The organism is Evansella clarkii, assembly GCF_002019695.1.
Lineage (GTDB): Bacteria > Bacillota > Bacilli > Bacillales > Salisediminibacteriaceae > Evansella > Evansella clarkii.
This window is the reverse complement of sequence record NZ_KV917376.1, coordinates 4,292,094-4,314,981: the sequence shown is the minus strand read 5'-3', so window position 1 is coordinate 4,314,981 and position 22,888 is coordinate 4,292,094. Positions and strand designations below refer to the sequence as shown.

Below are 22,888 nucleotides of genomic sequence, written 5' to 3'. Positions count from 1 at the left end.
CGGAGATTATTAGGTTATATAGAGACTGGAGCTCATTACAGGGGAAATAAGGGAAGGTATTCCGGTTATGCGAAGAAAAAATCGTCCATTTTCAAAAATTACAGGATTATAAGCGGAATCGCTCCGTCTATTTAAGCGTTTTTTAATAATAATTACGAATTAAGCGGAATTTTTCCGTCAATTTGAATCTGTTGGTCAGCCTGAACTAAGGTGGTCAATCTCAGAATACAATACAGACTGAATGAAATAAAATCACAATGATTCTGTCTGGAAAGATATAATCTAGCTGAAAAGAAGTTTTAACCGAAAAATATAACGGGTATATATAAGGTTTAATAAAATCGATGTTTAAAAATAGAGTGTGAAAGGAATAGGAGCTAAGAACTACATTCCGGCAAGGAGCAGGGAGGTGGAAAAGTGGAGGAATATGGCCTTACGGGCGCCACTGCGTTCTGGCTTTTTGTACCGATGATTTCTTTGGTTATCTTATCTGTTATTACTTATTTTACTGAAAGGAGAGACTAATTGTTTTGAATGAAGCTACGTTAACAACATTTATAGTCTACTTAGTTGGTTTATTAGTTTTAGGGATAATCGCTTACCGAATGACCAGCAACTTATCAGACTACGTGCTCGGAGGAAGGCGCCTTGGCGGGGGAGTTGCTGCATTAAGCGCAGGTGCTTCTGATCTGAGTGGCTGGCTGCTTCTTGGGCTTCCCGGCGCTTTGTATGCTGGCGGTATGGGAGAAATGTGGATTGGTGTAGGACTGGCAATAGGGGCATACATAAACTGGCAATTCATTGCTAAACGATTAAGGCAGTATACGGAAATTGCCAAAGATTCCATCACGCTGCCTGATTATTTTGAAAACCGTTTTCATGATGATACGAAAATACTACGTGCCATATCAGCAATATTTATCCTTCTTTTTTACGCTTTTTATACTTCCTCAGGCCTCGTGGGCGGCGCGATTTTATTTGAGGCTTCCTTCGGTCTCGAGTATACGACTGCATTATGGATAGGTGCGATAGTTATTATCTCATATACATTCCTAGGAGGATTTCTTGCTGTAAGCTGGACGGACTTCTTCCAGGGAACCTTGATGTTTTTGGCAATTATCATTGTACCGATTGTAGCAATTCAGGAAATGGGAGGCTGGAATGAAACGGCCCAGCTTATTGGTGAGATTGACCCAACTCACCTTGATGCGTTTTCAGGTATTACATTCATAGGAATAGTTTCCCTTCTTGCATGGGGACTTGGTTATTTCGGCCAGCCTCACATCATTAACAGATTTATGTCAGTAAAATCTTCAAAGGAAATTCCGAAAGCAAGGCTTATCGGAATGGTATGGCTTGTTATCTGCCTAATGGGGGCTATGTTTGTAGGCCTTGTTGGTATCGCTTACTTTGAAAACTTTACTAACGCTCCTCTCGAGGATTCGGAGCAGGTTTTCATCATGTTTACTCAGGTGTTATTTAATCCTTGGGTGTCTGGTTTCCTTCTGGCAGCGATTCTGTCCGCGATTATGAGTACAATAGATTCTCAGCTGCTCGTCTCTTCAAGTGCTTTAACAGAAGATTTTTATAAAGCAATGTTCAGGAAGCAGGCTTCCCAGACAGAGCTTGTCTGGGTGGGAAGAATTGGCGTGCTCGTCATTGCGTTCATCGCTATAGCGCTTGCATACAATCCGGAAAGTACAGTGCTTGAGCTTGTTGCTTATGCATGGGCTGGTTTTGGTGCAGCATTCGGACCAGTAATAATTGTTTCTCTTTTCTGGAGAAGGATGACGAGAAACGGAGCGATTGCTGGTATTATTACTGGAGGAGTTACGGTTATGGTCTGGGCGAATCTTGGTACCTGGTTTGGTCTGGAAGCGGAGATCTGGACCTTGTATGAAATCGTTCCAGGTTTTATACTCGGGCTTGCAGCAATTTTTATTTTCAGCCTTATTGATAAGGAGCCTTCCAGAGAAGTACTGGAAGAGTTCGACTCCGTAAAACATTCAGATATTTAATATTTACATCTTCCAGTCCGTATGTAGTTTTAAATACGGGCTGGTTTTTTTGCGGACTAGAGTATATTATTTCAACTATGACAGGAAACAAACATGTTCAGGGAAAAAGATGCCCTAATTTGTTTACAAGGTGCAGAATGTATGGTAAAGTGTATTTAATACTTGATGTTCGGAATAAGATTGATGGAAGAAATGGCCGATTCAGGAATTTCATCTTGAAAGATATTGTGAGCAAAGAAGTAAATTTTTGCGGTAAGTTCCGCTATGGAGGAAACAAAATTATGACTCAAGGTACAGTAAAATGGTTTAATGCAGAAAAAGGTTTCGGATTTATTGAAGTAGAAGGACAAGACGACGTATTTGTTCACTTTTCTGCAATTCAAGGCGAAGGCTTCAAAACTCTTGAAGAAGGCCAGACAGTAAACTTCGACATCGAGCAAGGTCAAAGAGGACCACAAGCAGCTAACGTAACTAAGTAATAATATTAAAGGCCCCTTTTAAGGGGCCTTTTTTTTGTGGGGGAATTTTTAATCACTATGAACTTGCCATACGTCCGTTTCGGCTACTGTCCCCTCGAAAAGCAGTTAAAAATGAATCCCCGGTTGCGCACAGATCAGCAGTCTGAGAAAATATTATATAATCGGCAAATTATCAACATACCGCTGCTGTTGCTGGAACAGCACCTGTATAAACGAAGAAAGGTTTGTTAAATTTCAGCACGAGATTATAAAGCAACCGAAAAGGGAAATGACATACAAAACGAGATAAACACAGAGGATGGTTCGTAGTGATAAAAGTAATAAGCGGGCTATTGGGTATTGCATTGCTTGTAATGCTTGTTTCCAGTTTATTATTTACAAGCTACTCTGCATACAAAGAAGCAGAAACAAGCTGGGAAAGACATGCACACCCTCAGGAGGCCGGCTGGTCATCCGATAAGCTTGAAGAAGCAAGGCAGTATTTTATATCTTTAAATTCAACTGCAGCTATTGGTATATATAAAGGTAAAATATTGTTTGAGTGGGGAGACACAGCGAAAAACACCAATGTTCACTCAGTTCGTAAAAGCTTTCTGAGTGCACTTTACGGAATCTATGAGGAAGAGGGGAAAATACACCTTGATTCCACACTTGAAGAACTGGATATTGGCGAAGGCGGTGAATTAACAGAAAAAGAGAGACAGGCAAAAGTGGAGGACCTGCTCACTTCCCGCTCAGGTGTATTTCTTCCGGCGGGGGAGGAATCAAGATCGATGATCCAGAATCGCCCGCCCCGGGAAAGTCAGCAGAGCGGCACTTATTTTTATTATAATAACTGGGATTTTAATGCTCTCGGAACGATCTTTAATTTAGCATCGTCTGCGGATGTTTTTCAGGAGTTTCAGGAGCGGATTGCCGAACCGATTGGAATGGAAAATTTTACATTGAATAATACAATGTACCGGCTTGAAGAAAACCGTTCCTATCACCCCTCCTATTTATTTAGTGTTTCAGCAAGGGACATGGCCCGGTTTGGCCAGCTGTATTTGCAGAACGGGGAATGGGAAGGGGAGCAAATCATCCCGAAAGACTGGATTGAAAGAAGTACGAAGCCGCATGCAGAAACCGGAAACGAAATTTATGACTATGGTTATTTATGGTGGGTGGCAAAAGAAGGGCCGTTGAAGGATGCAGGATTATATTCCGCTGTGGGACGCCATGGACAATCTATCGATATATTTCCGGAGTATGATTTCGTTTTTGTTCACAGGGTCGATTCCACAAAACCTTCTGTTAGATTCTTATACCGGGATGTCAGCCAGAAGCAAAGGCTGAGGCTCCTGGAGATGATCCTTGATGCTAAACTTCCGCTCGAAGAGGGATAGGAAGAATAATAAAAGAGGCTGTTTCAGGGATGTAAATAGAGCCGGTAGAGTGGCATAAATACAGAATAATGGCAATTATGAAAAACAGTAGGATTACACTATAAATAATATTATATATCAGACAAAAACGCGTGGATCCTATTATCCAGGCGTTTTGTTTGTTGTCTTGGTCAACTTAACCGTTAACTTAAGTCGTTTATTTCAATACATTGTGATCTCCTCAAAATGGCCTCCAACTCCGAAATACAATTCTTTTAAGCCTGGTAATCCCAGATTTTTCACCGACTAAATTGGATTTTCGTCAGCCTGGTCCCATCTGACCTGTTGAAACAATTCTCTGAAAATAGAAATCCGCATTGCAAAAAAAGAGGCGTTCCTCTAAGAACGCTAATTAGCGGCTTATGAGAAAACGCCTCTTCTATTTGACAGCCTCTTCCCGGAGACTTGTTCTTTTTTCAGTTAACACCGGGGCAGGGGATTTCCCGGCGGCTGATTTTGTTCCTACACCGATTTTACCGATGAAATATTTCCCGTATTTCCACTGGTTAATATAGTAGATGGATACGACAGACAGACCAGTGCTGAAAATAAACAGGATGAATATATAGGCCGGCCCCAGCTGTAGTGGATACTGTTGATACAGAAAATCGATCGCTGAGATAAAAAACATGTGCAGAAGATAAATCCCGAAGGAATACTGGCTGATCCTTACAAGAAAATCAGGAACTTTTTTCATTCTGCCTGTAACATAGAAGAGAAATAAGGCAACAGCTGTCGTGTGTAAGATAATGTCAACACGTTTTGAACTGTGCACCGCCAGCAGGTCACTATGGTATAAAAACAGCAGTAAGGCTGTAGTGAATACCGGAGCAGCTAAGATAATCTGCTTATATTTTTGCAGGAAGTTCAGAAAGCTTTCATAATAGTAGCCGGCATAATAGCCGAGGACGAAATAAAAGATCCAACCTAAAAACGGCACCCAGTAGAACCTGGTCCATAAATATTCTCCATGCATTATAAGAGGAGGAGAAATGAAATTAAAAACAGCAAGGTACCCCGCATTAATGATAAAGGCAATTAACAGCACGGACTTCGGATTCCAATTTTTAAGAAACCGGTGCAGGAGCAAATGCAGTAAATAAAACTGGAAAATGATTAATACAAAGTATCCATGAAAGTCGCCAATTATCGCATTTAAAAATAGTTTTGTACTCCATTCGGAAAAGGAACTCATGTATGGCAGTGAATAAAAAAGTGCCATAAACAGGAATGGGAGAAAGATATATTTAAACCTTTTGCTCAGGAAATGCCCTGGTATCTTTTTATTGCGGTATGAATATGCGATAAGTAATTCCGACATGAAGATAAACAGCGGTGTGCCAAAATATAAAAATATATTAACTGAATCAAAAAAATAAGCTGTTCCAGTGCCCAACCCAAGGGTGCCGGAGGATTCAAGGGCAATGCCTACAGCGTGAAGAAAGACGATACTGAGGCAGGCGATGCTCCTTAATGCAAACAACTCATTTATCATTTTTGAATTTTGCATAGTGATCCCACCAATTTGATAGTATTAGTCACCGAAAACGGGCAGCTGGAAACTGGTAATAATCATCCATTTTACTGGTAACTATGATACCACACTTTTTCCCTTAAATAGTCGCAGTTTTGCAGAAGTAATGTATAAAATTATGTGAATTTATCAGCGATATAATTTAGGGTGGTAAAGCAGGAAATTGAAACAGTGAAGGAGAAGTAACCAGAGATACATAATTTACTGGAGTGTGATTTTAATGGACAAGCAATTAAACCCGCCACAGCGAATATTAATGGGGCCAGGACCGAGTGACGTCTATCCAGGTGTACTTCGTTCTATGAGTACCCCGCTGCTGGGGCATCTTGACCCTGCCTTTTTAACAATTATGAACGATACGATGGATTTATTAAGGCATGTCTACCAAACAGAAAACAAACTTACAATCGCTATGCCTGGTACCGGAAGTGCCGGTATGGAAACTGTGTTTGTAAATCTCCTTGAGCCAGGGGATAAAGCTGTTATTGGTATTAACGGCCTTTTTGGCACACGGATGGCGGATATAGCAGAACGCTGTGGAGCTGAAGTAATTAAAGTGGAGGCTGACTGGGGAACGATCATTCCTTCTGAAAAAATCGAAGCAGCTCTTAATGAACATTCAAATGTGAAGCTTGTGGCTGTTGTACATGCGGAAACATCCACCGGAGTGTTACAGCCTCTGGAAGAACTAAGCGAAATTATTCATAACTATGGTGCCCTTTTTGTATGCGATATGGTTACATCAATTGGCGGAACACCAACAGAGATTGATAAGCATAAGGTAGACGCAGCATACAGCGGCACACAAAAATGTTTGAGTGCGCCCCCTGGGCTTGCCCCTGTCACTTTCAGCGAGAAAGCTGGGGAAGTTATTAACAAGAGGAAAACAAAGGTACAGAGCTGGTATCTGGATCTTACCATGATACAGGATTACTGGAGCGGAGACCGGGCTTATCATCATACAGCTCCTATATCCATGGTGTATTCTTTATATGAAGCGTTAAGGTCAATTAAAGACGAAGGACTGGAAAATGTATACAGCCGCCACGAACAATATGGACGAGCGCTCCATTCAGGACTGGAAGCAATGGGACTGAAGCTGCTTGTGAAAAAAGAACACCGTCTTAATCAGCTTACTTCTGTAATAGTCCCTGAAGGCATTGATGAAGCTGAGACAAGGAAATTATTACTTGAACAGTACGGAATCGAGATAGGCGGAGGGCTAGGCAGTCTGAAAGGGAAGATTTGGAGAATTGGTTTAATGGGGTATAATGCAAAGATGACTAATGTTAACCTGATCCTTTCAGCGCTGGAAGATGTGTTAAGGCAGCAAGGTTACGAAATGCCAGGCGGAGCAGCTTTGAAAGCTGCATCTGAAGCAGCTGCAAAATAGTGAAAAATTTAATCCGGAAAGAAAAGCCGCATACTGGTTGAATTGCGGCTTCTTTCTTTTTATTCCACTATAATTAAGGCATAAAAGGTTGTCGCTGAGGTTGAAAGGCTGAAATATTCAACTCAGCGAAGCATCCTGGGGAGTGTTTTCTTACGTTTTTTGATGGGGAGAGCTATACTTATAATCAACAGGGCTGCAAGAATAAACGTGAAGTAGGCAATAAATGTTCTTTCCTGAAAGTTTTCCACTCCGATTGCTATAAAGGCCCAGACAAATACAAGTGTGTAGACTCTGTCGTGAAACCTGGTTCCTGCTGCATAGGCCACTAGTGATGCAAATATGAGCATAAGCATCGTCCAGGCAAACTGGTCCGATCCTGTACCCAGGAGGTCATATTCTTTCAGGACGAAACTGAGATTAGCGATAACCGCGACAGACACCCATCCGTAATAAACGGAAAACGGAAGCCTTTCGGGGAAGGAAGCATTTGCTGCAAGTAAGTTCCTGTACAGAAGATGAAGTGAGAACAGCAGCGAAGCCATAATGAGAATGCTTATAAGGAACTGCTCATAATGCCAGAATATGAGCCATAAACCATTTAAAATACTGGAGACCATAAATAACAGATTTGTTTTCTGGTAAACTGGAAGCTCCCGGCGCCCTTTTGGAATCTGGCTGATCAGCCATAAGGCAAGAAGTATATATATGACACTCCAGATCGAAAAAGCGTAGCCTGCAGGAGTGAAAAACACAATATTTCTTTCTTCAATTTCACCGGTGGTATTTCCGCCAAGGGGCAGTACGTTAGCTAAAATGTTAACTGTTATCATAAATAAAAATGCCAGCCAGTTTAATATTAGTTTGTTCATAAGCAACATCCTCCTCTTTGCTAACTACTTCCACATATTACATGTTATAAACAACTGTTGAGGGAAGATAGTGAAAAAATATACAGGTGGATAATATAATTTATTGAAAGAAGGGATTGAAACTGTCACGTGGATTAACATACAGTCTTCTGATTATTGTAATGATTATATGGGGACTTAATGTAACCGCTGTAAAATTTTTAGTGGATCATTTCCCACCGGTAGCGATGCAGGGGTTTCGAATTCTTGTCGCTGGGGCTACTGCATTCATTGTTTTATATTTTATGAAAGATTTACGCCGCCTCACCAGAAAAGAGTGGGTTTATGTTTTAACAGCTGCTGTTTTTGGCCAGCTGTGCCATCACGGCTTCCTTGCTGCAGGTCTTGTTGAAACAACTGCTTCTAATGCATCTTTAATACTTGGCCTGATTCCAATTACTACTTCTGTCATGGCGATAATATTTTTCAGGGATCGTCTGACTATGCTGCGGACGATCGGTATATTCCTGGGATTTGCCGGTGTATCCCTGGTTGTTATTGAAAATAATGGAGCAGCAGGAATTTCAAGAGGGGACCTCTTTGTATTCATTTCCATGCTCGCCCAGGCGTTCAGTTTCATCCTTATTAAGAAGCTGACTGAAACATTGTCGTCGAAACAGGCGACAGCTATAATGTTGTTAGTCGGGTCAACCATGCTTATCAGCACGAGCTTTATCCTTGAGAGGGAAAGTGTCGGGGACATGGCCTCTGGCACCCCTTTAGTCTGGACTGTATTTTTTGTCTCTGCCATCCTGGCAACTGGACTCGGCCATATATTATACAATAGTGCCATTCATCATATCGGAGCTGGCCAGACAGCTGTATTTAATAACCTTGTTCCGTTATTTGCCCTTGCAGGAGCCGTTGTTTTTCTCGGAGAACCTTTGTATTACCGGCAGGTTGCAGGGTTTATACTAATCGTTACCGGAGTTCTATTCGGAACAGGTTACATAGACACAAAACTTCAGGCCAGGAAAAGAAAAGCATGGACGAACGACGGCAGATACGGGAGAAAGAAATCATCCGGATAATGCAGAAGAATGCAGGTGAAGCAATTGGAAACTGTTATAAAAGAAAAACTGCAGCAAATGGAAAAGGATTATAAGATGAAAATCATTTTCGCGTGTGAAGGGGGGAGCAGATCAAGGGAGCTCTCCTCCCCAGACAGCGACTATGATGTGAGATTTATTTATGTTCATCCCCCGGAGTGGTATTTATCCATTAAAGCGAAAAAAGATGTAATTGAGCTCCCCGTAGCCGGAAAACTTGAGTTCCATGGCTGGGATATTCGGAAAGCTTTATTTCTGCTAAGTAAATCTAATCCCCAGCTGCTTGAATGGCTTAATTCTTCAGTAGTGTACTGTGAAAGAACGAAGCTGAGCAGGCTGTTTAAAGAGAAAAGCAGCGAGCACTTTAACCGGGCGGCACTTATACACCATTATGTGAGTATGGCTGTGAACAATAAACGACAGCTCGGGAAGGGACATGATGAAGTTAAACTCGTGCTGAACATATTAAGACCTGTACTTGCATGCAGGTGGGCAGAAAAGTATGCATCCGTCCCTCCCGCTTCCTTTTATTCTCTGCTTGAAGCTGCCGGGACAGAAAAGCTGTTAAAAAATGAAATTCTCAAACTTGTTGAAGTGAAGAAAAAGGGAACGTACGAAAAGAATGTGAATATACCACCAGTTATAATAGAACATATTGAAATGGAACTGCCCAGGCTGAAAGAATTTGCGGCAGGTCTGGGAAAGGCTGACAGGCGCGCTGCAGAGGAGGATTTGGATGAGCTATTCAGATATAGTATTGCAGAAATGTGGGGGCGGAGTTTCCAGGTGGAGCAGAGGACAGAGAATTAACTAATTCCTAATCAATTCAAAAAACCCATCAAGACTGGAGATAATTATTTAATGTTTTGTATAAAATTTATTGCCCCAGTGGATTCTCGGTTTAAAACATTTATTCTAAGTGGAATAGAACGATAGGGTTAATTAAAAGTGCTGACATGCGCGTGTGCGCGGTTGGCTCTTTTGTTTTAATAAGGGAGCAGACTTATCATGCTCGCTCTTCCGGAAAATATCCACGACTGGAGTGTTCTTTGTGAGCAATATTTATCGTCTCATTATAAATTTCGCAGCCTCTGTCATTCTCGGGTTCGCTTTTAATATGTTCCTTCTCCCCCATGAAGTACTTACGGGCGGTGTAACAGGTCTGGCAATGGTGTTTGGTCTTTTGCTGCCTCTGAATACCGGAATCTGGATTATAATTTTGAATATACCTATCCTTATTTTGGGATGGCTGAAACTGGGGAAGATGTTTATTGGAAACAGTGTTTTTTCTGTTCTTGTAACTTCTTTCTCTATGCAGTACATTCCTGTTCGTAGTGTAACAGATGACGCTCTTCTCTCCGCTGTCTTCGGCGGGGTGATTGCGGGTATTGCTATCGGCTTTATTATTAAGTACTACGGTTCTACAGGAGGCTTTGATGTCGTTTCCCTTATGCTGATAAAAAAATGGGATATTCCACTTGGAGGACTGATTTTCGCGCTGAACAGTATTGTGGTGTTTATATCCGGATTTGTTTTCGCATGGGATCTGGCTCTCTACACGATGGCTTCCATTTATATAACAGGGATAGTCATTGACAGGATTCATACGCGGCATATTAAACTGAGTCTCATGGTTGTCACAAACAAAGGGGACGATCTGAAAAAAGAACTTCTTAATAATCTCGTAAGAGGAATAACTGTAATAGAAGGGAAAGGTGCATATTCTAATACGAGACGGGAAGTTCTGTTTACTGTAATCTCACGCTATGAACTGGCAATTGTACGGCCAATCATTTATGAGATAGATCCGGAAGCCTTTGTAAGTGTCAGTGAGACAATGGAAGTAATGGGGAACTTCAGAAGAGAATAGCAGGATGGCTTAACGGCACCAAAAAAATATCTGGACAAACCTTCGGATAATGTTACGGAGAGTTTGTCCTTTTTTCTTGCTTATTTATTTAACTTGGTTTGGTAAGCTGCAGGTTGGCTTTGACGCAGGGAGAAACGTGTTTTATACTTTTATAGTAAATGTATTCGAAGTATTCTGAGATCAGGGGGGCTGAAAATGAATAATAACGGGCCGTTAAGCCTGGAAAAAGCCGTGCAGCTGGATAAAAAGGACGAGCTGGCGAAGTACAGAAACGAGTTTTACATAAATGAAGAAAAAATTTACCTCGACGGGAATTCACTTGGTCTTCTTTCAAAACGAGCAGAAGGATCCCTTTTAGATATTCTGGAATCGTGGAAGACGCTGGGGATTGATGGCTGGACAGGAGGCGACAATCCCTGGTTTTATTTAGCAGAGAGTCTCGGGGAGAAGATGGCTCCTCTTGTGGGAGCTGAAAAAGATGAAGTAATTGTAACTGGTTCCACAACGATTAACCTCCACCAGCTTGCGGCTACCTTTTTTAAGCCTGAAAAGAACAGGAGAAAAATCCTTACAGACAGTCTTGCCTTTCCTACGGATATTTACGCTTTAAAGAGCCAGCTCCAGCTGCAGGGCTGCGACCCGGAAGGGGATTTGATAAAAGTGGAAAGCCGGGACGGACATACACTGGAGGAAGAGGATATTATCAATGCGATGACTGAGGATGTGGCATTGATAATCCTGCCTGGTGTATTGTACCGCAGCGGCCAGGTACTTGATATGGAAAGGCTGACGAAAGAAGCCCATAAGCGAGGGATTCTAATCGGCTTTGATTTGTGTCACTCGGCAGGTTCTGTCCCTCATGACCTAAGCCGCTGGGGTACGGATTTTGCGTTCTGGTGCACATATAAACATTTAAACGGAGGGCCTGGTGCAACAGGTGCCCTTTATGTAAATAAGCGTCATTTCGGAAAAGCACCTGGACTTGCGGGATGGTTCAGTTCAAAAAAGGACAAGCAGTTTGATATGGAGCACGATCTGGAACATGAGGAAAGCGCAGGTGCCTTCCAGACAGGAACGCCAAATATACTCAGTACCGCGCCACTAATCGGGTCACTGGAAATTTTTAAAGAAGCGGGAATTGAAAATGTCAGAAATAAATCCCTGAAGCTTACTGAATTTATGCTTAAGGCGCTGGATCAGGAACTGGATGGATACGGATTTAAAGTCCGGAGCCCGCAAGATGAAAAGAGAAGAGGCGGGCATATTTTTCTGGAACATAAAGAGGCAGCGAGAATTTGTAAGGCATTAAAGGCGGAAGGGGTAATCCCGGACTTCAGAGCGCCGGATGGAATACGTCTTGCTCCAGTTGCTTTATATAACAGTTATGGGGATGTGTGGACAGCAGTAACTGTCCTTAAACGGATAATGGATAAAAGACTGTATGAAAAATACGAAAATCAACGTGGAGTGATTGCCTGATGCCTGAAGATAACAGAAAAAGAGCAGCCGGGGGATGGATTGATATTTCCATGCCTTTAAAGGAAAGTACAGCCCACTGGCCTGGCGACACGCCTTTTGCTTATGATGTATCTGCCACAAAAGAACAAACCGGGTCTGTAAACATCGGAAAAATAACTATGAGCACACATTTGGGTACCCATACAGATGCACCGTTTCACTTTTTAAATGATGGGGAAAGAATTTTAGATCTGGATCTTGACGTATATATTGGACAGTGCAGAGTAGTGGATGCTTCCAGGTTTTCTGTGTTTAGCAGGGAGACGTTAAGCAGCCTTCCTGTTGAGGGAACGGAAAGACTTCTTATTAAAACAAGTGTGCCTAACAATCATGCACAGTTTCCGGAAGAAATTCCTTATATCACGAAAGATGGAGCAGATTATCTCGGAGAGTGCGGTATCAGGCTGGCAGGACTCGATGTGCCTTCCGTGGATCCTTTGGACAGCAAAGAACTGGAAGCTCACCATCAGCTGTATAAGAACGGAATTTATATACTGGAAAATCTTATGCTTGATAACGTTCCGCCAGGAGACTATGAACTGATCGCACTGCCGCTGGCTATTGCCGGCGGTGACGGCAGCCCTGTACGGGCAGTAATCAGAACTGTGTAACAGCTGACCTGGAATAAAGTAATATATAAATATATTAGAGGTGACTAAATGGAAGAGCAGAAAAAGTATAAAGCAGCTGATAACGAAGCTCATATTCATACTGATTTTTCAAAAGACATGACATACGGTGAGTACCTCCAGCTTGATAAAATTCTCTCAGCACAAAAACGGCTCTCAGATCACCATGATGAAATGCTGTTTATCGTCATTCACCAGGTAAGTGAACTGTGGATGAAACTGATTCTTCATGAGCTGAAAGCTGCTATAGCATCCATTGAAGAAGACGATTTTCAGACAGCTTTTAAAACATTGGCAAGAGTCTCCAAAACACAGACACAAATCATTCAGGCGTGGGATGTCCTTTCCACCCTTACGCCAGCGGAATATCTGGAGTTCAGAGACTCTCTTGGTCAGGCTTCAGGGTTTCAGTCCTTCCAGTACAGAATGATTGAGTTTGCCCTCGGATATAAAACAGAGCATGTACTAAAAATTTATGAAAAAGATCCGGAACTTCACAGCCAGCTGGAAGAAGCATATCATTCACCGGGGCTGTACGATGCAGCCATAAAAGCGTTAATCAGAAAAGGTTTCCCTGTAAATGAAAGTGTCATCAAACGGGATTATACAGACCAGTATGAATCAGACGAGTCAGTAAAAGCGGCCTGGGCGGCGATTTACAGAAATACGGATAAATACTGGGATTTATATGAACTTGCAGAAAAGCTGGTAGATATCGAAGACTGGCTGCAGCAGTGGCGCTTCAGGCATATGAAAACAGTAGAAAGAATAATAGGTTTTAAACAGGGAACAGGCGGCTCTTCCGGAGTAAATTATTTAAAGCGTGTACTTGACCACAGGTTTTTCCCTGAATTATGGGATATCAGAACGGAACTTTGAAACAAAATATAAAAAACATGGCACCTGTATAGCAGGTGTTTGTTTTTTGTATGCTGGTAAAGGATGTTACAATGAAAAGCATAGGTACAGGCTATTCAATGGAGTACCGCAGTCGGTTAAAATGTAACTTTAACAGATACCAGGATGAGAAATGTGAGGGGCGGGGCTAATGGATACAATAAAAGATTTTCAGGAAAAGTTTCTGAATAATTTGTTAAAAGACTTCAATGGGGAACTTGATTACTCAGGAGTTAGCGGAAAAAGAGTTGCGAAAAGGCTCACAGAGCTTGCGGGAATTGGTCTGAATGAGCAGGGCGGCTCAAACAGGATGGGGTTTTCACCGGAAGAGCGCCGGGCCAAGGAATTAGTAAAAACATGGATGCAGCAGGCTGGCCTGGCGGTTTACGAAGATGGTGCGGGTAATGTTATCGGAAGGCTTTCCGGTAAGAAAGACGGAGAAGCGGCAGTAATGAGTGGTTCACATGTAGACACGGTTCCAAATGGCGGCCATTTTGACGGAACTCTTGGTGTTATTGCTGCACTTGAAGTAGCCGAGGCATGGAAAGAAACAGGATTTAAGCCTGAAAAAGCATTTGAGGCTGTAATCTTTTCAGAAGAAGAGGGATCCAGGTTTAACAGCGGGCTCCTCGGGAGTGCAGCGATGTTTGGGGAGACGGACAGAAAAAGGCAGATAAACCTCACCGACAATCATGGCAATTCATTCAAGGAAGTTCTTGAAAAAGACGGTCTTACCGTTGATCGTTTCTTCGAGTCAAAACGTAACCCTCGTGATATAGCCGCATTTTTAGAAGTACATATTGAGCAGGGGAAACAGCTGGAAAGAGAAAACCTTCCTGCTGGAATAGTGACTGGTATCGCAGGGCCGTGCTGGCTGGAGCTGACTTTTACAGGGGAAGCCGGACATGCAGGGAACACACCTATGGGTGACCGGTCGGACGCGCTGGCTGCGGCTGGAGAGTTTGTTAGTGAGCTGGAAAAGCTTCCTCTCGGTATAAGTGATTCTGCTGTTGCGACTGTAGGGCGGCTTCATGTGGAACCAAATGGAATTAATGTCATTCCGGGCAGAGTACAGCTTACAGTTGATATAAGAGATATCTATCCGGAAACGAGAGACCGGCTTGTTAATGAAGTGAGTAAGCTTGCGGAAGCCATTGCCGATAAAAGGGGAATTAACCTGTATCAAAATGAGAATATCAGGATCATGCCAGTGCCTGTCAGTGGAGATTTGCAGGAAAAAGTGAAGGAAGCTGTTGAGTCAGCAGGGATAAGGCCATATTTTCTTCCAAGCGGAGCAGGACACGATGCTATGATTGCGGGCCGCTATGTCCCTGCAGCAATGATTTTCGTAAGGAGCAGGGAAGGCATCAGTCATAACCCGAAAGAATGGTCCTCACTGGATGATTGTGTGAAGGCGGTCCATGTGCTGAAAAATCTTGCAGAGAAGTTGTGCAGCACATCTTGAAAAATGGAAAGGAGCAGGAAACGTGGAAAACACACGAAAACAGGCTGACAGTTTACGGCCCGTCACTATGTACGAGATTACTGAAAAATTATACAGACAGTTAAAAATTGTGCTTGGAGAGTATTTTGGAAAAATAGGGGAAGAATTGCTGCACGAAGGGTTAAAAGAGCTGCATAATGATCAGAAAAAGTCGCTGAGCACAAGTATTACATCTGATATTTCAGAGACTTTGGATGAAGCAGCGGATTATTTGTTTACAGAAGATGTTTTACAGAAAAGTGAAAAAATTAAACGATCGTTTAAAAAATATGAAAGCATGATGGCCAGCCGCGGGAATGAACCGTTAAATATGTATTCCCTGATGGCGAAAATGTTTGCTTATATCTCGCGAGCAGCCTCTTTAAAGTTCGGTAAGGAAGGGGAGGAAGCTGCTATGGAAGCAGTGCGCCGTTTCGGGGAAGAGAGAGGAAGAGATATTGCCAGAAGAGCAGCAGCTGTTGGTGAACCAAATGGCATAGATAACTATCTGACTAACTATGATATGGGAAGAAGTGAACTCTTCACATTTGACACTGACTTTCATCCAGGAGAGATTGAACAGAGCTTTACAAAATGTGCTTTTGCAGATCAATGGAAAAAAGACCGGATGGAGGAATACGGCATTCTTTATTGCCATATGATTGACCCGGCAGTAGCTGCAGGCTATAATCCGAAATTTGAAGTGGTGCACGATAAATATATTTTGAAAGAGAACGAAGGAGTCTGCCATTTTCGTTTTCAAATGAAAGAAAGTCACGATAGCAGCGGTGGGAACTAACAGGAAAACCATCGGTATATGTCGCTTCCTGCGCTTGCCCAGGAAATATTAAAGCAGAAATAAATTATTGCCCCCAGCCCGGTTACATTTGCCAGGCAGGCTGGGGGCTATTTTTTGTATAGTAATAAAACTATTGGAATTTCGCAAGAAGAATGCCGTATCGCAACAAGGGAGTGTGATTTCGCAACAAGGGAGTGTGACTTCGCAACAGGAATGGGGTATCGCAACAAGAACCTGTGATTTCGCAACAAGACTACGTTATTCCGCAACAAGAACCTGTGATTTCGCAAAAAGACTATATTATTTCGCAACAAGGAATGCCAATAGTTTGATTTTAACTTTATTACGCCGTTCGATTTTTAAAATAGAAAGGTAAATATAAAATCAGGTAAACTCCAGCAGCGATCAGCTGCATTTGAAATATATACCAGGGAAAAGGGCCAAGGTAATCAAGGAGACTCGGGCCGCTCGGTTTTTCTGAAAGGAACATATAATTCGAACCGATCAGCTGGTTTATCCAAAAAACAAAGAAGGCGATCACATTTATAACTGCATAAGATTTAATGGCTGATTTAATTGTAACTGTGTATTTCTTTACCCAGACCATGTAAAGGATTCCAAGTACTACAGCCATGTGAGCGAGAAAAAAGTGAAAAAAACGATAATGAGGGAACGTATAAAATAAGTCAGGAGTTAATAAGGCCTGCATGACACCACCAATACCGAAAAAATACAGCACTTCAAAGACTTTAAAGGAATTTTTCCATAGCATATAAGCACATAAATATAAGCTGAGATTAGAGAGGTGGAGGGGGAGATAGTTCTGAATGCTCCACTGTCCTGTTATCATGCTCCAGATTTGCAGACTTATTTCAGAAATAATGATAATGAGGAGCAAAATCCAGCGGACAGAATAAATATACTGGTTATTTCTGTTAAGGTAGAGCGAGATTACGGCACTGAAAAAAATGATTAGAACTCCAACGTGTGGCGTGGAAAGGAAAATGGCATCTTCTCTGAATGTTTCGGGATGGAAAAATTGCTCCAGCATAAATCACACCTCTATACCAGGATTAATTGCTTCAACGCAGCAAACAGAGTAGGGAAGGACGAAGAAGCTAAAAAAGAGAAGAAAGTCAAGAGCTCAGTAAAATAGTGCGGGGCCAGACCCCGCACAAATTACTGGTCTGTTAAACTGTCAAGCTCACGCTGTTTTGCTATTTCATACCGTTCTACCAGTTCATCTTCTTTTGCCTGGAACTCTTCTTCGCTGATTTCATTCATCTCATACTGAAGCTGCAGGTTAACCAGTTTTCTTTGAATTGCTTCGAGGTCATACAGTTCCTTTTCAGCTTCTTCATAAACTTTTTCCCCTACAAATCTGACTGTATCGATCGGCCAGGTAAACAATTTAAAGATCATACAGCACCCTCCGCTTTAAATTTTAATTCAATAAAGTTATAGGCAGGCCATGGTCCGGAATAATTAAAATCGACCTGATCACTAAGCTCTTCGTACAGCTCATTTACCTTCTTATCGAATTCTTCTTCCATTGATTTTTCAATCAAAAAGGAAGCATTCATCAGCATTCTTTCGCTGACTGGCTCATTCAGTTTCGTGCTGACACTCAGCTTTTCCAGTGGCGATGCAAGCTTAGTCTCGTATTCTGTCCTTAATGAGTGAATAAAATTCTTTGCTTTCTCCCCGGCTTCTATCTGGCGGTAATAGGAATCCTTTGCAGTTACCTGATTCATTTTATTAAGTTGTGGATCCTTATGTACACGCTCAGCGAGCCAGTCCTTTTTAGCAATAACTTTTAACCCTACTTCTATTTTATTCTCGATTTTTGGAAAGGTTTCCTTCAGCTGTGGTTCAATTTTTTCCATAAGAAGCTTCACATCTTCTTCAGAGGAAAGTACTGTTCCGTAGCTCATTGGAATAACAGAATGTTCTTTCATGACCTGGTTTATTACTTCCTGGTGTGCGAGAAGATCATCTTTTTTAGGCGCGTAAATCTTTACGGGAAGGTCCGCGGCAACCATGCTCAATCCGTTATGGGTAATGGTTCTCACTTTACTCGAAACCCCTGACATAGTTGCTTCCCCATACTCAGCATCTTGTTCACCCTGATAAACACAAAATAAATAACATCCAACACTTTCTTCGTTATTCATATTATTCACTCCTGTTGTTTTACTTGTTTCATCTATTTCTGAATATCTTCATTCGGTTGAAAGAAGAACCACAGCCGAGCAGGGAGGTAAAGGGCCGGCCTGCAGCTGTTTATAATAAAGAAAATTGTCCTTCTATATTTTTTTTACCTCCTGTACAATCAGCCGGCGGATTTTTTCAAAGCGTTCATTTTTCAGAGATCTGTAGAGAAATGGTCCGAGAACGTCCGTAGCTAAAGCAATAAAGTCCTCATCTGATTCGTCTGTTTCTATATCATAATCCCTGCTGATGCGAGCCAGTGTAAGAGAAGCTCTTAAACTTGGGCTCTGGCCGCTTTTATCCTGGCATTTTTTCCGGACAGCAGAAGTTAATTTTGCGATTTTCTCCGCAGATTCTATTGAAATATCAGTGATTTCAGAGATTAAACGTGCCTCTGTATCTGTGTCGGGATAATCCATATGCAAGGTGATCATCCGGTCTACTAAAGCGTCCTGTGAAGGGAAAACACCAGCATATTCTTCCGGATTACTTGTGAAAATTATTTTGAAATCCTCGTGCACATGCAGGTAGTTCACCTTTTCATCTGTGCCGTAGATTGGTAAAATTCCTTCTTCTAAAATAGATAAAAATAAGTTGTTAATTTCCGGTGTGGAACGGGTGAATTCATCATAGACGACTATATACCCGTTTTTAACTGCTTCTGTGAGTCGTCCAGGAACAGAGCGAGGCATGAACTCTTCTGCTTGTTTATAAACAGTGCGGACAAAATTATCAACTGTCTTACTGCTTTTATAACCGGAAAAGCCTCCCAGCAGATCAAATGGAGACAAATCCTGGCGTCCGTTCATAAACATGACGGGCTGATCAAATTCGTTCGCTATGTTTAAGGCAAGTGAAGTTTTTCCAATACCGCTAGGCCCGGTAAAATGGAGATGGTAGCCACTATGCAGATAAACGAGACTGCGTTTTTTCATTCTTTCAAGCTCATCTGTAAAAATTATTTTTTCCGGAGACTTTTTCGTGCTGCTGATCTTCGTTGCCATTAACTGCTTGCCTCCTCTTCATATGCCATGCTTCTTGAGCGCATATTGATTCTTTTAAATGATGTTACCTCCATTTCATCATCAAGGGTTACTTCGTAAAGACCAACTATCTGGTCCCGGGCGTATTTTTGCATATATTCTTTTTCTTCGATTACCTCCAGCTGCATATACCAGCCTTCCTCTGTTTTCTCAATAGCGGTAAACCGAAGCGGGGCATTTACATTTTCTTTGAAAAAGTCGGTTACCGTATCCATTACCTTATTTATCTTCATCGCTTATACTCCTTTGCTAAAAAAATATAACAGCTAATCAAATGGGGAAAAGGGCCTGCTGCCCTTTTCCCGATTTACTTGCTGACTCGCTTATGTTGTTCTTAGGAGAAATTAAGTCGGTTCTGGCTGTTTTCGCTTTCTTCTTCAGATCCTTCTAGAGATTCAGTCATCACTTCATCACGAAGCAGCCCAACTGCATCTGCATATCGCAGCCACGTGTCCACACTGGCTATAACTACTCTGGCTTCCACTGTAATTAACTCAATACCTACAAGAGAAACCCTCGCATACAGGTCCACCACTACACCTTTGTCAAGAATACGGTCAATAACCTCTGCAAGGCTTGAAGAATCTGTACTTTTCTTAATTGCTGTTGCCATTATGTTCCACTCCTTTAATCTGCAGATTTAATATGGTTAACCCCTTTTACATCAGGATAACCTTTGATTTGAGTTGCCTTTGGAATATCGCTCGGCTTTTTAATGCCTTCATCATCGCTGCTGCTTCCGCCGATATTCTCCTTGACGTGTTCCTTCGCATCCTGTGCTTCTTCTTTTGCATTTTCACCTAGCTGCTGGAAGTTTTCCTTAGCATTTTCGCCTTGTTCCTGCAGCTTTTCCTTCGCATCTCCGAGATTATCTTTCATATCTTCCTTCACCCCCCGGAGTTTTTCAAAGGTGTTATAAAACTTTTTACCGATAAAAGTCGCCTTAGCGGCATTTTTTGTTTTAGGCATATCATCAAGTAAATCTTCGCCCTGGTCTTTCGCTTCTTCTTTGGCTTTTTTCTTAGATTTCTGAAGCATGTTCATTACCGTCTCTCTTGCATTACTGTTTAACAGCATCGCTGCCCCTCCGGCAGCAGTTCCCAGAACGGTAACCAGGGCGAGCCGCGTTTTTGAGCTGCTTCCCATAAGTAGGCTCACCACCTTTTCAATGTGGTCTATCAACCCATTCCCATTGACCGGGTGGTTAAAACAATCCAAAAGATGGATATAAGAAAAATTAGTGAATTGCAGTAAAAAACATGCTCTTTTTACCGTGAAGAAAGTACCGGAAGGGGAGAAGAGTATTCGTTAATCAGTAGATTTCTCTCGAACATTCGTTCTTCTTGTTGTATAATCTAAGGAAATAACAGTGTCGGGGCTGGTGAAACAAATGAAAGTAATTATTGCGGAAAAACCGTCAGTTGCGAAAAACATTGCTGATGCTCTTAAGATAAAATCAAAAAAGGACGGATATTTTGAAGGGGAAGGGTATTTTATTACCTGGGCATTCGGCCATTTACTGCAACTGTATGATGCTAAAGACTATGACTCTAAAATGACCCGCTGGAAAATGGAAAACTTTCCTTTCATTCCGGACCACTTTCAATATAAAGTGAAGTCTGATCCGAGAAACCGTGACAGGCAGGACGGCGGTGCAGCAAAACAGCTGCGTACAATCAAGAGCCTTATAAAGAAGCGGGAAGTGGACGGAATTATCTCTGCCTGTGATTTTGACAGGGAAGGCCAGATTATTGGCGATACAATTATTGAAAATATTAATGCAGGTAAAAGAGTATACAGGCTGCTCCTCAATGAATGGACACCTAATGCAATTTTACAAGGGCTGGCACAGCTCAAATCCAATGAGGAGCTTCTTCCCCTTCGTAATGCAGGGGTGAGCAGGCAGTGGGCGGACTGGGTGATAGGGATTAACCTCACCTCCGCGGCGACACTGAAGTTTCAGAAAGGAAAAGGCCAGGCGCTGAATATTGGCAGGGTTCTGCTGCCTACATTAAAGATTATTTATGACCGTGATAAAGAAATTGAAAACTTTAAGCCGGAAACGTTTTTTAAGCTTGCTGCTTTATTCAGAACAGAAGATGGAAAAGAGTATGAGGGTTTTTATATAGAGGGGAAAGAAGATAAATTTAAAACGAAGGAATATCTGGACAATATCTCCGGCCAGTTAAACGGTGCGCCGGCGATAGTTGACGATAAAACGACAGAGAACAAGCGGGAACTTCCCCCATACCTGTTTAATCTTTCAAACCTCCAAGGATATATAACAAGCAAATATAAAGGCTGGACGTCGAGCAAGGTGCTGAAGACGGCGCAGTCACTGTATGAAAAAAAGTATATAACTTATCCGAGAACTGCCAGTAATGTGCTTGATGACAGCCTGACAGGAAAAGCAGCGAAAGTACTTGAAGTAATGAAAAAAGGGCTTCCCTTTGAGGAAGAAGTCCGGTTCCGCAAGTCAAAGAGGGTTTTTAACTCCGCAAAGGTGGACAGCCACAGTGCAATTATGCCTACTTACCTTGTCCCTAAATCCCTCTCAAGGGATGAAGCAATCGTCTATGAAGCGGTAAAAAACCGGTTTATCATGCAGTTCATGCCTGCAGCGGAACATGAAGAGACAAAGATTATAACCAAACTCCGTGACGCAGACCTGAAAGGATTCTTTGTCTCCAAAGGCAGGGTCCAGCTCACGGAAGGCTGGAAAAAAGTAGAGAACATTAAATCCAAAGAAGCTTTGCTCCCATCTGTCAATGTCAATGATGAGGTGGAAACTGTAAAAAATAAGGTGAGTTCCCACGAAACAAAACCGCCAAAACCTCATACGGAAAAAACATTGCTTAAAGTCATGGAAACTTGCGGCAGAAGCTATAACGAGGAAGATACTACCGCGGAAGCCATGGAAGCAGTACTCAGCGGATTCAGTATCGGCACTCCGGCCACAAGGGCAGAAACAATCAAAAAGCTTACTGATACTGGCTATATCTCAGCTTCAGGAAAAAATCTTCAATGTACAGATTTAGGAAGGCGGCTTGTAGAAACTTTTCCTGTAAAAGAGCTTTTCGATCTGGAGTTTACCGGACGTCTTGAAAAATCACTTGCTGATATTGAAAAGCAGAAATTTGACAAAGAACGTTTTTTAAAGCTGATTTATCAGTTTACAAAAGAAGCGGTACAGCAGATTAAGACCGGGGAAGACGTAATCATTCATGAAATTGCTTCAAGCAAGAGAAGTACAGAAGTATTAGGGAAATGTCCAGTATGCGGAAACGGGGTAATCGAAGGATTTAAAGGGTTCGGATGCAGCAACTGGAAAAACGGCTGCAAATTCGTTGTCTGGAAAAACGATAAATTCCTGGCAACAATGAAAAAAAAGCCGACTAAGACAATGGTGAAACAGCTTCTAACGAAGGGAAGCGCCAATGTTAAAGGGCTTACCAGCAAAAAGGGAAATAAATTTAACGCGATTCTTAAATACGAAAAAAATCCGGAAAATGATTATTTCAGCTGGAAAATGGAGTTCGACAAAAAGTTTTAAATCCGCTGACAGGTGAATGAATTTCATATATAGGCTGTGAATAAAATAGTCGAAGCCGTGCCCGCAGAACGCGTCCGTCT

Annotated in this window: 23 protein-coding genes; 14 read left to right on the top strand and 9 right to left on the bottom strand. The window is 42.1% G+C overall.

Annotated features, from left to right (window positions below; translation table 11 throughout):
* Window positions 1-530 precede the first annotated feature (530 nt).
* From putP to BK582_RS20315, 3 genes are all read left to right on the top strand, one after another.
* On the top strand, window positions 531-2,018 hold the full coding sequence (gene putP, locus BK582_RS20325; RefSeq protein ID WP_088035550.1) for a sodium/proline symporter PutP: 1,488 nt from the start codon (window positions 531-533) through the stop codon (window positions 2,016-2,018).
* Window positions 2,019-2,299: 281 nt separating this feature from the next.
* A complete protein-coding gene (locus BK582_RS20320; protein WP_078598179.1) occupies window positions 2,300-2,497 on the top strand; it encodes a cold-shock protein in 198 nt (65 codons plus the stop codon).
* A gap of 308 nt (window positions 2,498-2,805) precedes the next feature.
* Window positions 2,806-3,882 carry a serine hydrolase domain-containing protein gene (locus BK582_RS20315; protein ID WP_244895445.1) on the top strand — a complete coding sequence of 359 codons (1,077 nt, stop codon included), beginning with the start codon at window positions 2,806-2,808 and terminating at the stop codon, window positions 3,880-3,882.
* 418 nt (window positions 3,883-4,300) lie between these two features.
* On the opposite strand, the gene BK582_RS20310 is transcribed toward BK582_RS20315, so the two are convergent.
* Complete coding sequence (locus BK582_RS20310) at window positions 4,301-5,431, bottom strand: acyltransferase family protein (protein WP_078596781.1); 1,131 nt, start codon at window positions 5,429-5,431, stop codon at window positions 4,301-4,303.
* A gap of 244 nt (window positions 5,432-5,675) precedes the next feature.
* Between BK582_RS20310 and BK582_RS20305 the strand changes: the two genes are divergently transcribed.
* Window positions 5,676-6,848, top strand: coding sequence for a pyridoxal-phosphate-dependent aminotransferase family protein (locus BK582_RS20305; RefSeq protein WP_078596780.1), 1,173 nt, complete (start codon window positions 5,676-5,678; stop codon window positions 6,846-6,848).
* Window positions 6,849-6,970: 122 nt separating this feature from the next.
* Here BK582_RS20305 and BK582_RS20300 read toward each other — a convergent pair whose 3' ends face one another.
* The gene (locus BK582_RS20300; RefSeq protein ID WP_078596779.1) at window positions 6,971-7,717 is read right to left on the bottom strand and encodes a tryptophan-rich sensory protein; all 747 of its coding nucleotides are present in this window, start codon (window positions 7,715-7,717) and stop codon (window positions 6,971-6,973) included.
* A 116-nt stretch (window positions 7,718-7,833) separates the two neighbouring features.
* Between BK582_RS20300 and BK582_RS20295 the strand changes: the two genes are divergently transcribed.
* The 9 genes from BK582_RS20295 to BK582_RS28145 all read left to right on the top strand — a co-directional run bounded on the left by BK582_RS20295 (window position 7,834) and on the right by BK582_RS28145 (window position 16,241).
* Entirely contained in the window at window positions 7,834-8,787 is a 954-nt protein-coding gene (locus tag BK582_RS20295; protein WP_269148967.1) for a DMT family transporter, read from the top strand.
* 24 nt (window positions 8,788-8,811) lie between these two features.
* Window positions 8,812-9,615, top strand: a complete 804-nt coding sequence (locus BK582_RS20290; RefSeq protein WP_169911165.1) for a nucleotidyltransferase domain-containing protein — start codon at window positions 8,812-8,814, stop codon at window positions 9,613-9,615.
* Between the two features lie 241 nt (window positions 9,616-9,856).
* Window positions 9,857-10,675, top strand: coding sequence for a YitT family protein (locus BK582_RS20285; protein ID WP_078596777.1), 819 nt, complete (start codon window positions 9,857-9,859; stop codon window positions 10,673-10,675).
* A 195-nt stretch (window positions 10,676-10,870) separates the two neighbouring features.
* On the top strand, window positions 10,871-12,154 hold the full coding sequence (gene kynU, locus BK582_RS20280) for a kynureninase (protein WP_078596776.1): 1,284 nt from the start codon (window positions 10,871-10,873) through the stop codon (window positions 12,152-12,154).
* Window positions 12,154-12,804: an arylformamidase gene (gene kynB, locus BK582_RS20275; protein WP_078596775.1), complete on the top strand. Its 651-nt coding sequence runs from the start codon at window positions 12,154-12,156 to the stop codon at window positions 12,802-12,804. The genes kynU and kynB overlap by 1 nt, the downstream gene beginning before the upstream one ends.
* Window positions 12,805-12,852: 48 nt before the next feature.
* A complete protein-coding gene (kynA, locus tag BK582_RS20270) occupies window positions 12,853-13,701 on the top strand; it encodes a tryptophan 2,3-dioxygenase (RefSeq protein WP_078596774.1) in 849 nt (282 codons plus the stop codon).
* A gap of 169 nt (window positions 13,702-13,870) precedes the next feature.
* Window positions 13,871-15,184, top strand: a complete 1,314-nt coding sequence (locus BK582_RS20265) for a Zn-dependent hydrolase (RefSeq protein ID WP_078596773.1) — start codon at window positions 13,871-13,873, stop codon at window positions 15,182-15,184.
* Window positions 15,185-15,206: 22 nt separating this feature from the next.
* Window positions 15,207-16,001: an L-2-amino-thiazoline-4-carboxylic acid hydrolase gene (locus BK582_RS27895; RefSeq protein ID WP_244895444.1), complete on the top strand. Its 795-nt coding sequence runs from the start codon at window positions 15,207-15,209 to the stop codon at window positions 15,999-16,001.
* Between the two features lie 114 nt (window positions 16,002-16,115).
* Window positions 16,116-16,241, top strand: coding sequence for a hypothetical protein (locus BK582_RS28145; protein WP_276328218.1), 126 nt, complete (start codon window positions 16,116-16,118; stop codon window positions 16,239-16,241).
* 103 nt (window positions 16,242-16,344) lie between these two features.
* Here BK582_RS28145 and BK582_RS20255 read toward each other — a convergent pair whose 3' ends face one another.
* The 7 genes from BK582_RS20255 to BK582_RS20225 all read right to left on the bottom strand — a co-directional run bounded on the left by BK582_RS20255 (window position 16,345) and on the right by BK582_RS20225 (window position 20,401).
* Entirely contained in the window at window positions 16,345-17,052 is a 708-nt protein-coding gene (locus BK582_RS20255; protein ID WP_078596772.1) for a YwaF family protein, read from the bottom strand.
* A gap of 128 nt (window positions 17,053-17,180) precedes the next feature.
* Window positions 17,181-17,423 (bottom strand): gas vesicle protein GvpG, encoded by a 243-nt coding sequence (locus BK582_RS20250; protein WP_078596771.1) that lies wholly within the window; start codon window positions 17,421-17,423, stop codon window positions 17,181-17,183.
* Window positions 17,420-18,175 (bottom strand): GvpL/GvpF family gas vesicle protein, encoded by a 756-nt coding sequence (locus BK582_RS20245; RefSeq protein ID WP_078596770.1) that lies wholly within the window; start codon window positions 18,173-18,175, stop codon window positions 17,420-17,422. Before BK582_RS20245 ends, BK582_RS20250 begins: the two co-directional genes overlap by 4 nt.
* A gap of 132 nt (window positions 18,176-18,307) precedes the next feature.
* The gene (gene gvpN / locus BK582_RS20240) at window positions 18,308-19,216 is read right to left on the bottom strand and encodes a gas vesicle protein GvpN (RefSeq protein ID WP_078596769.1); all 909 of its coding nucleotides are present in this window, start codon (window positions 19,214-19,216) and stop codon (window positions 18,308-18,310) included.
* The gene (gvpO, locus tag BK582_RS20235; protein ID WP_078596768.1) at window positions 19,216-19,488 is read right to left on the bottom strand and encodes a gas vesicle protein GvpO; all 273 of its coding nucleotides are present in this window, start codon (window positions 19,486-19,488) and stop codon (window positions 19,216-19,218) included. Before gvpO ends, gvpN begins: the two co-directional genes overlap by 1 nt.
* 101 nt (window positions 19,489-19,589) lie before the next feature.
* Entirely contained in the window at window positions 19,590-19,868 is a 279-nt protein-coding gene (gene gvpA, locus BK582_RS20230; protein WP_078596767.1) for a gas vesicle structural protein GvpA, read from the bottom strand.
* Window positions 19,869-19,882: 14 nt separating this feature from the next.
* Window positions 19,883-20,401 carry a YtxH domain-containing protein gene (locus BK582_RS20225; protein ID WP_078596766.1) on the bottom strand — a complete coding sequence of 173 codons (519 nt, stop codon included), beginning with the start codon at window positions 20,399-20,401 and terminating at the stop codon, window positions 19,883-19,885.
* A 244-nt stretch (window positions 20,402-20,645) separates the two neighbouring features.
* Here BK582_RS20225 and BK582_RS20220 point away from each other — a divergent pair, with 244 nt between their 5' ends.
* On the top strand, window positions 20,646-22,808 hold the full coding sequence (locus BK582_RS20220; protein WP_078596765.1) for a type IA DNA topoisomerase: 2,163 nt from the start codon (window positions 20,646-20,648) through the stop codon (window positions 22,806-22,808).
* Window positions 22,809-22,888 lie beyond the last annotated feature (80 nt).

Bases quoted from the DNA above. Each gene is read 5' to 3' on its own strand.
- BK582_RS20320 (WP_078598179.1), top strand. From the start codon at position 2,300: ATGACTCAAGGTACAGTAAAATGGTTTAATGCAGAAAAAGGTTTCGGA.
- BK582_RS20310 (WP_078596781.1), bottom strand. From the start codon at position 5,431: ATGCAAAATTCAAAAATGATAAATGAGTTGTTTGCATTAAGGAGCATC.
- BK582_RS20305 (WP_078596780.1), top strand. From the start codon at position 5,676: ATGGACAAGCAATTAAACCCGCCACAGCGAATATTAATGGGGCCAGGA.
- BK582_RS20300 (WP_078596779.1), bottom strand. From the start codon at position 7,717: ATGAACAAACTAATATTAAACTGGCTGGCATTTTTATTTATGATAACA.
- kynU (WP_078596776.1), top strand. From the start codon at position 10,871: ATGAATAATAACGGGCCGTTAAGCCTGGAAAAAGCCGTGCAGCTGGAT.
- kynB (WP_078596775.1), top strand. From the start codon at position 12,154: ATGCCTGAAGATAACAGAAAAAGAGCAGCCGGGGGATGGATTGATATT.
- kynA (WP_078596774.1), top strand. From the start codon at position 12,853: ATGGAAGAGCAGAAAAAGTATAAAGCAGCTGATAACGAAGCTCATATT.
- BK582_RS20265 (WP_078596773.1), top strand. From the start codon at position 13,871: ATGGATACAATAAAAGATTTTCAGGAAAAGTTTCTGAATAATTTGTTA.
- BK582_RS20255 (WP_078596772.1), bottom strand. From the start codon at position 17,052: ATGCTGGAGCAATTTTTCCATCCCGAAACATTCAGAGAAGATGCCATT.
- BK582_RS20250 (WP_078596771.1), bottom strand. From the start codon at position 17,423: ATGATCTTTAAATTGTTTACCTGGCCGATCGATACAGTCAGATTTGTA.
- BK582_RS20245 (WP_078596770.1), bottom strand. From the start codon at position 18,175: ATGAATAACGAAGAAAGTGTTGGATGTTATTTATTTTGTGTTTATCAG.
- gvpN (WP_078596769.1), bottom strand. From the start codon at position 19,216: ATGGCAACGAAGATCAGCAGCACGAAAAAGTCTCCGGAAAAAATAATT.
- gvpO (WP_078596768.1), bottom strand. From the start codon at position 19,488: ATGAAGATAAATAAGGTAATGGATACGGTAACCGACTTTTTCAAAGAA.
- gvpA (WP_078596767.1), bottom strand. From the start codon at position 19,868: ATGGCAACAGCAATTAAGAAAAGTACAGATTCTTCAAGCCTTGCAGAG.
- BK582_RS20225 (WP_078596766.1), bottom strand. From the start codon at position 20,401: ATGGGAAGCAGCTCAAAAACGCGGCTCGCCCTGGTTACCGTTCTGGGA.
- BK582_RS20220 (WP_078596765.1), top strand. From the start codon at position 20,646: ATGAAAGTAATTATTGCGGAAAAACCGTCAGTTGCGAAAAACATTGCT.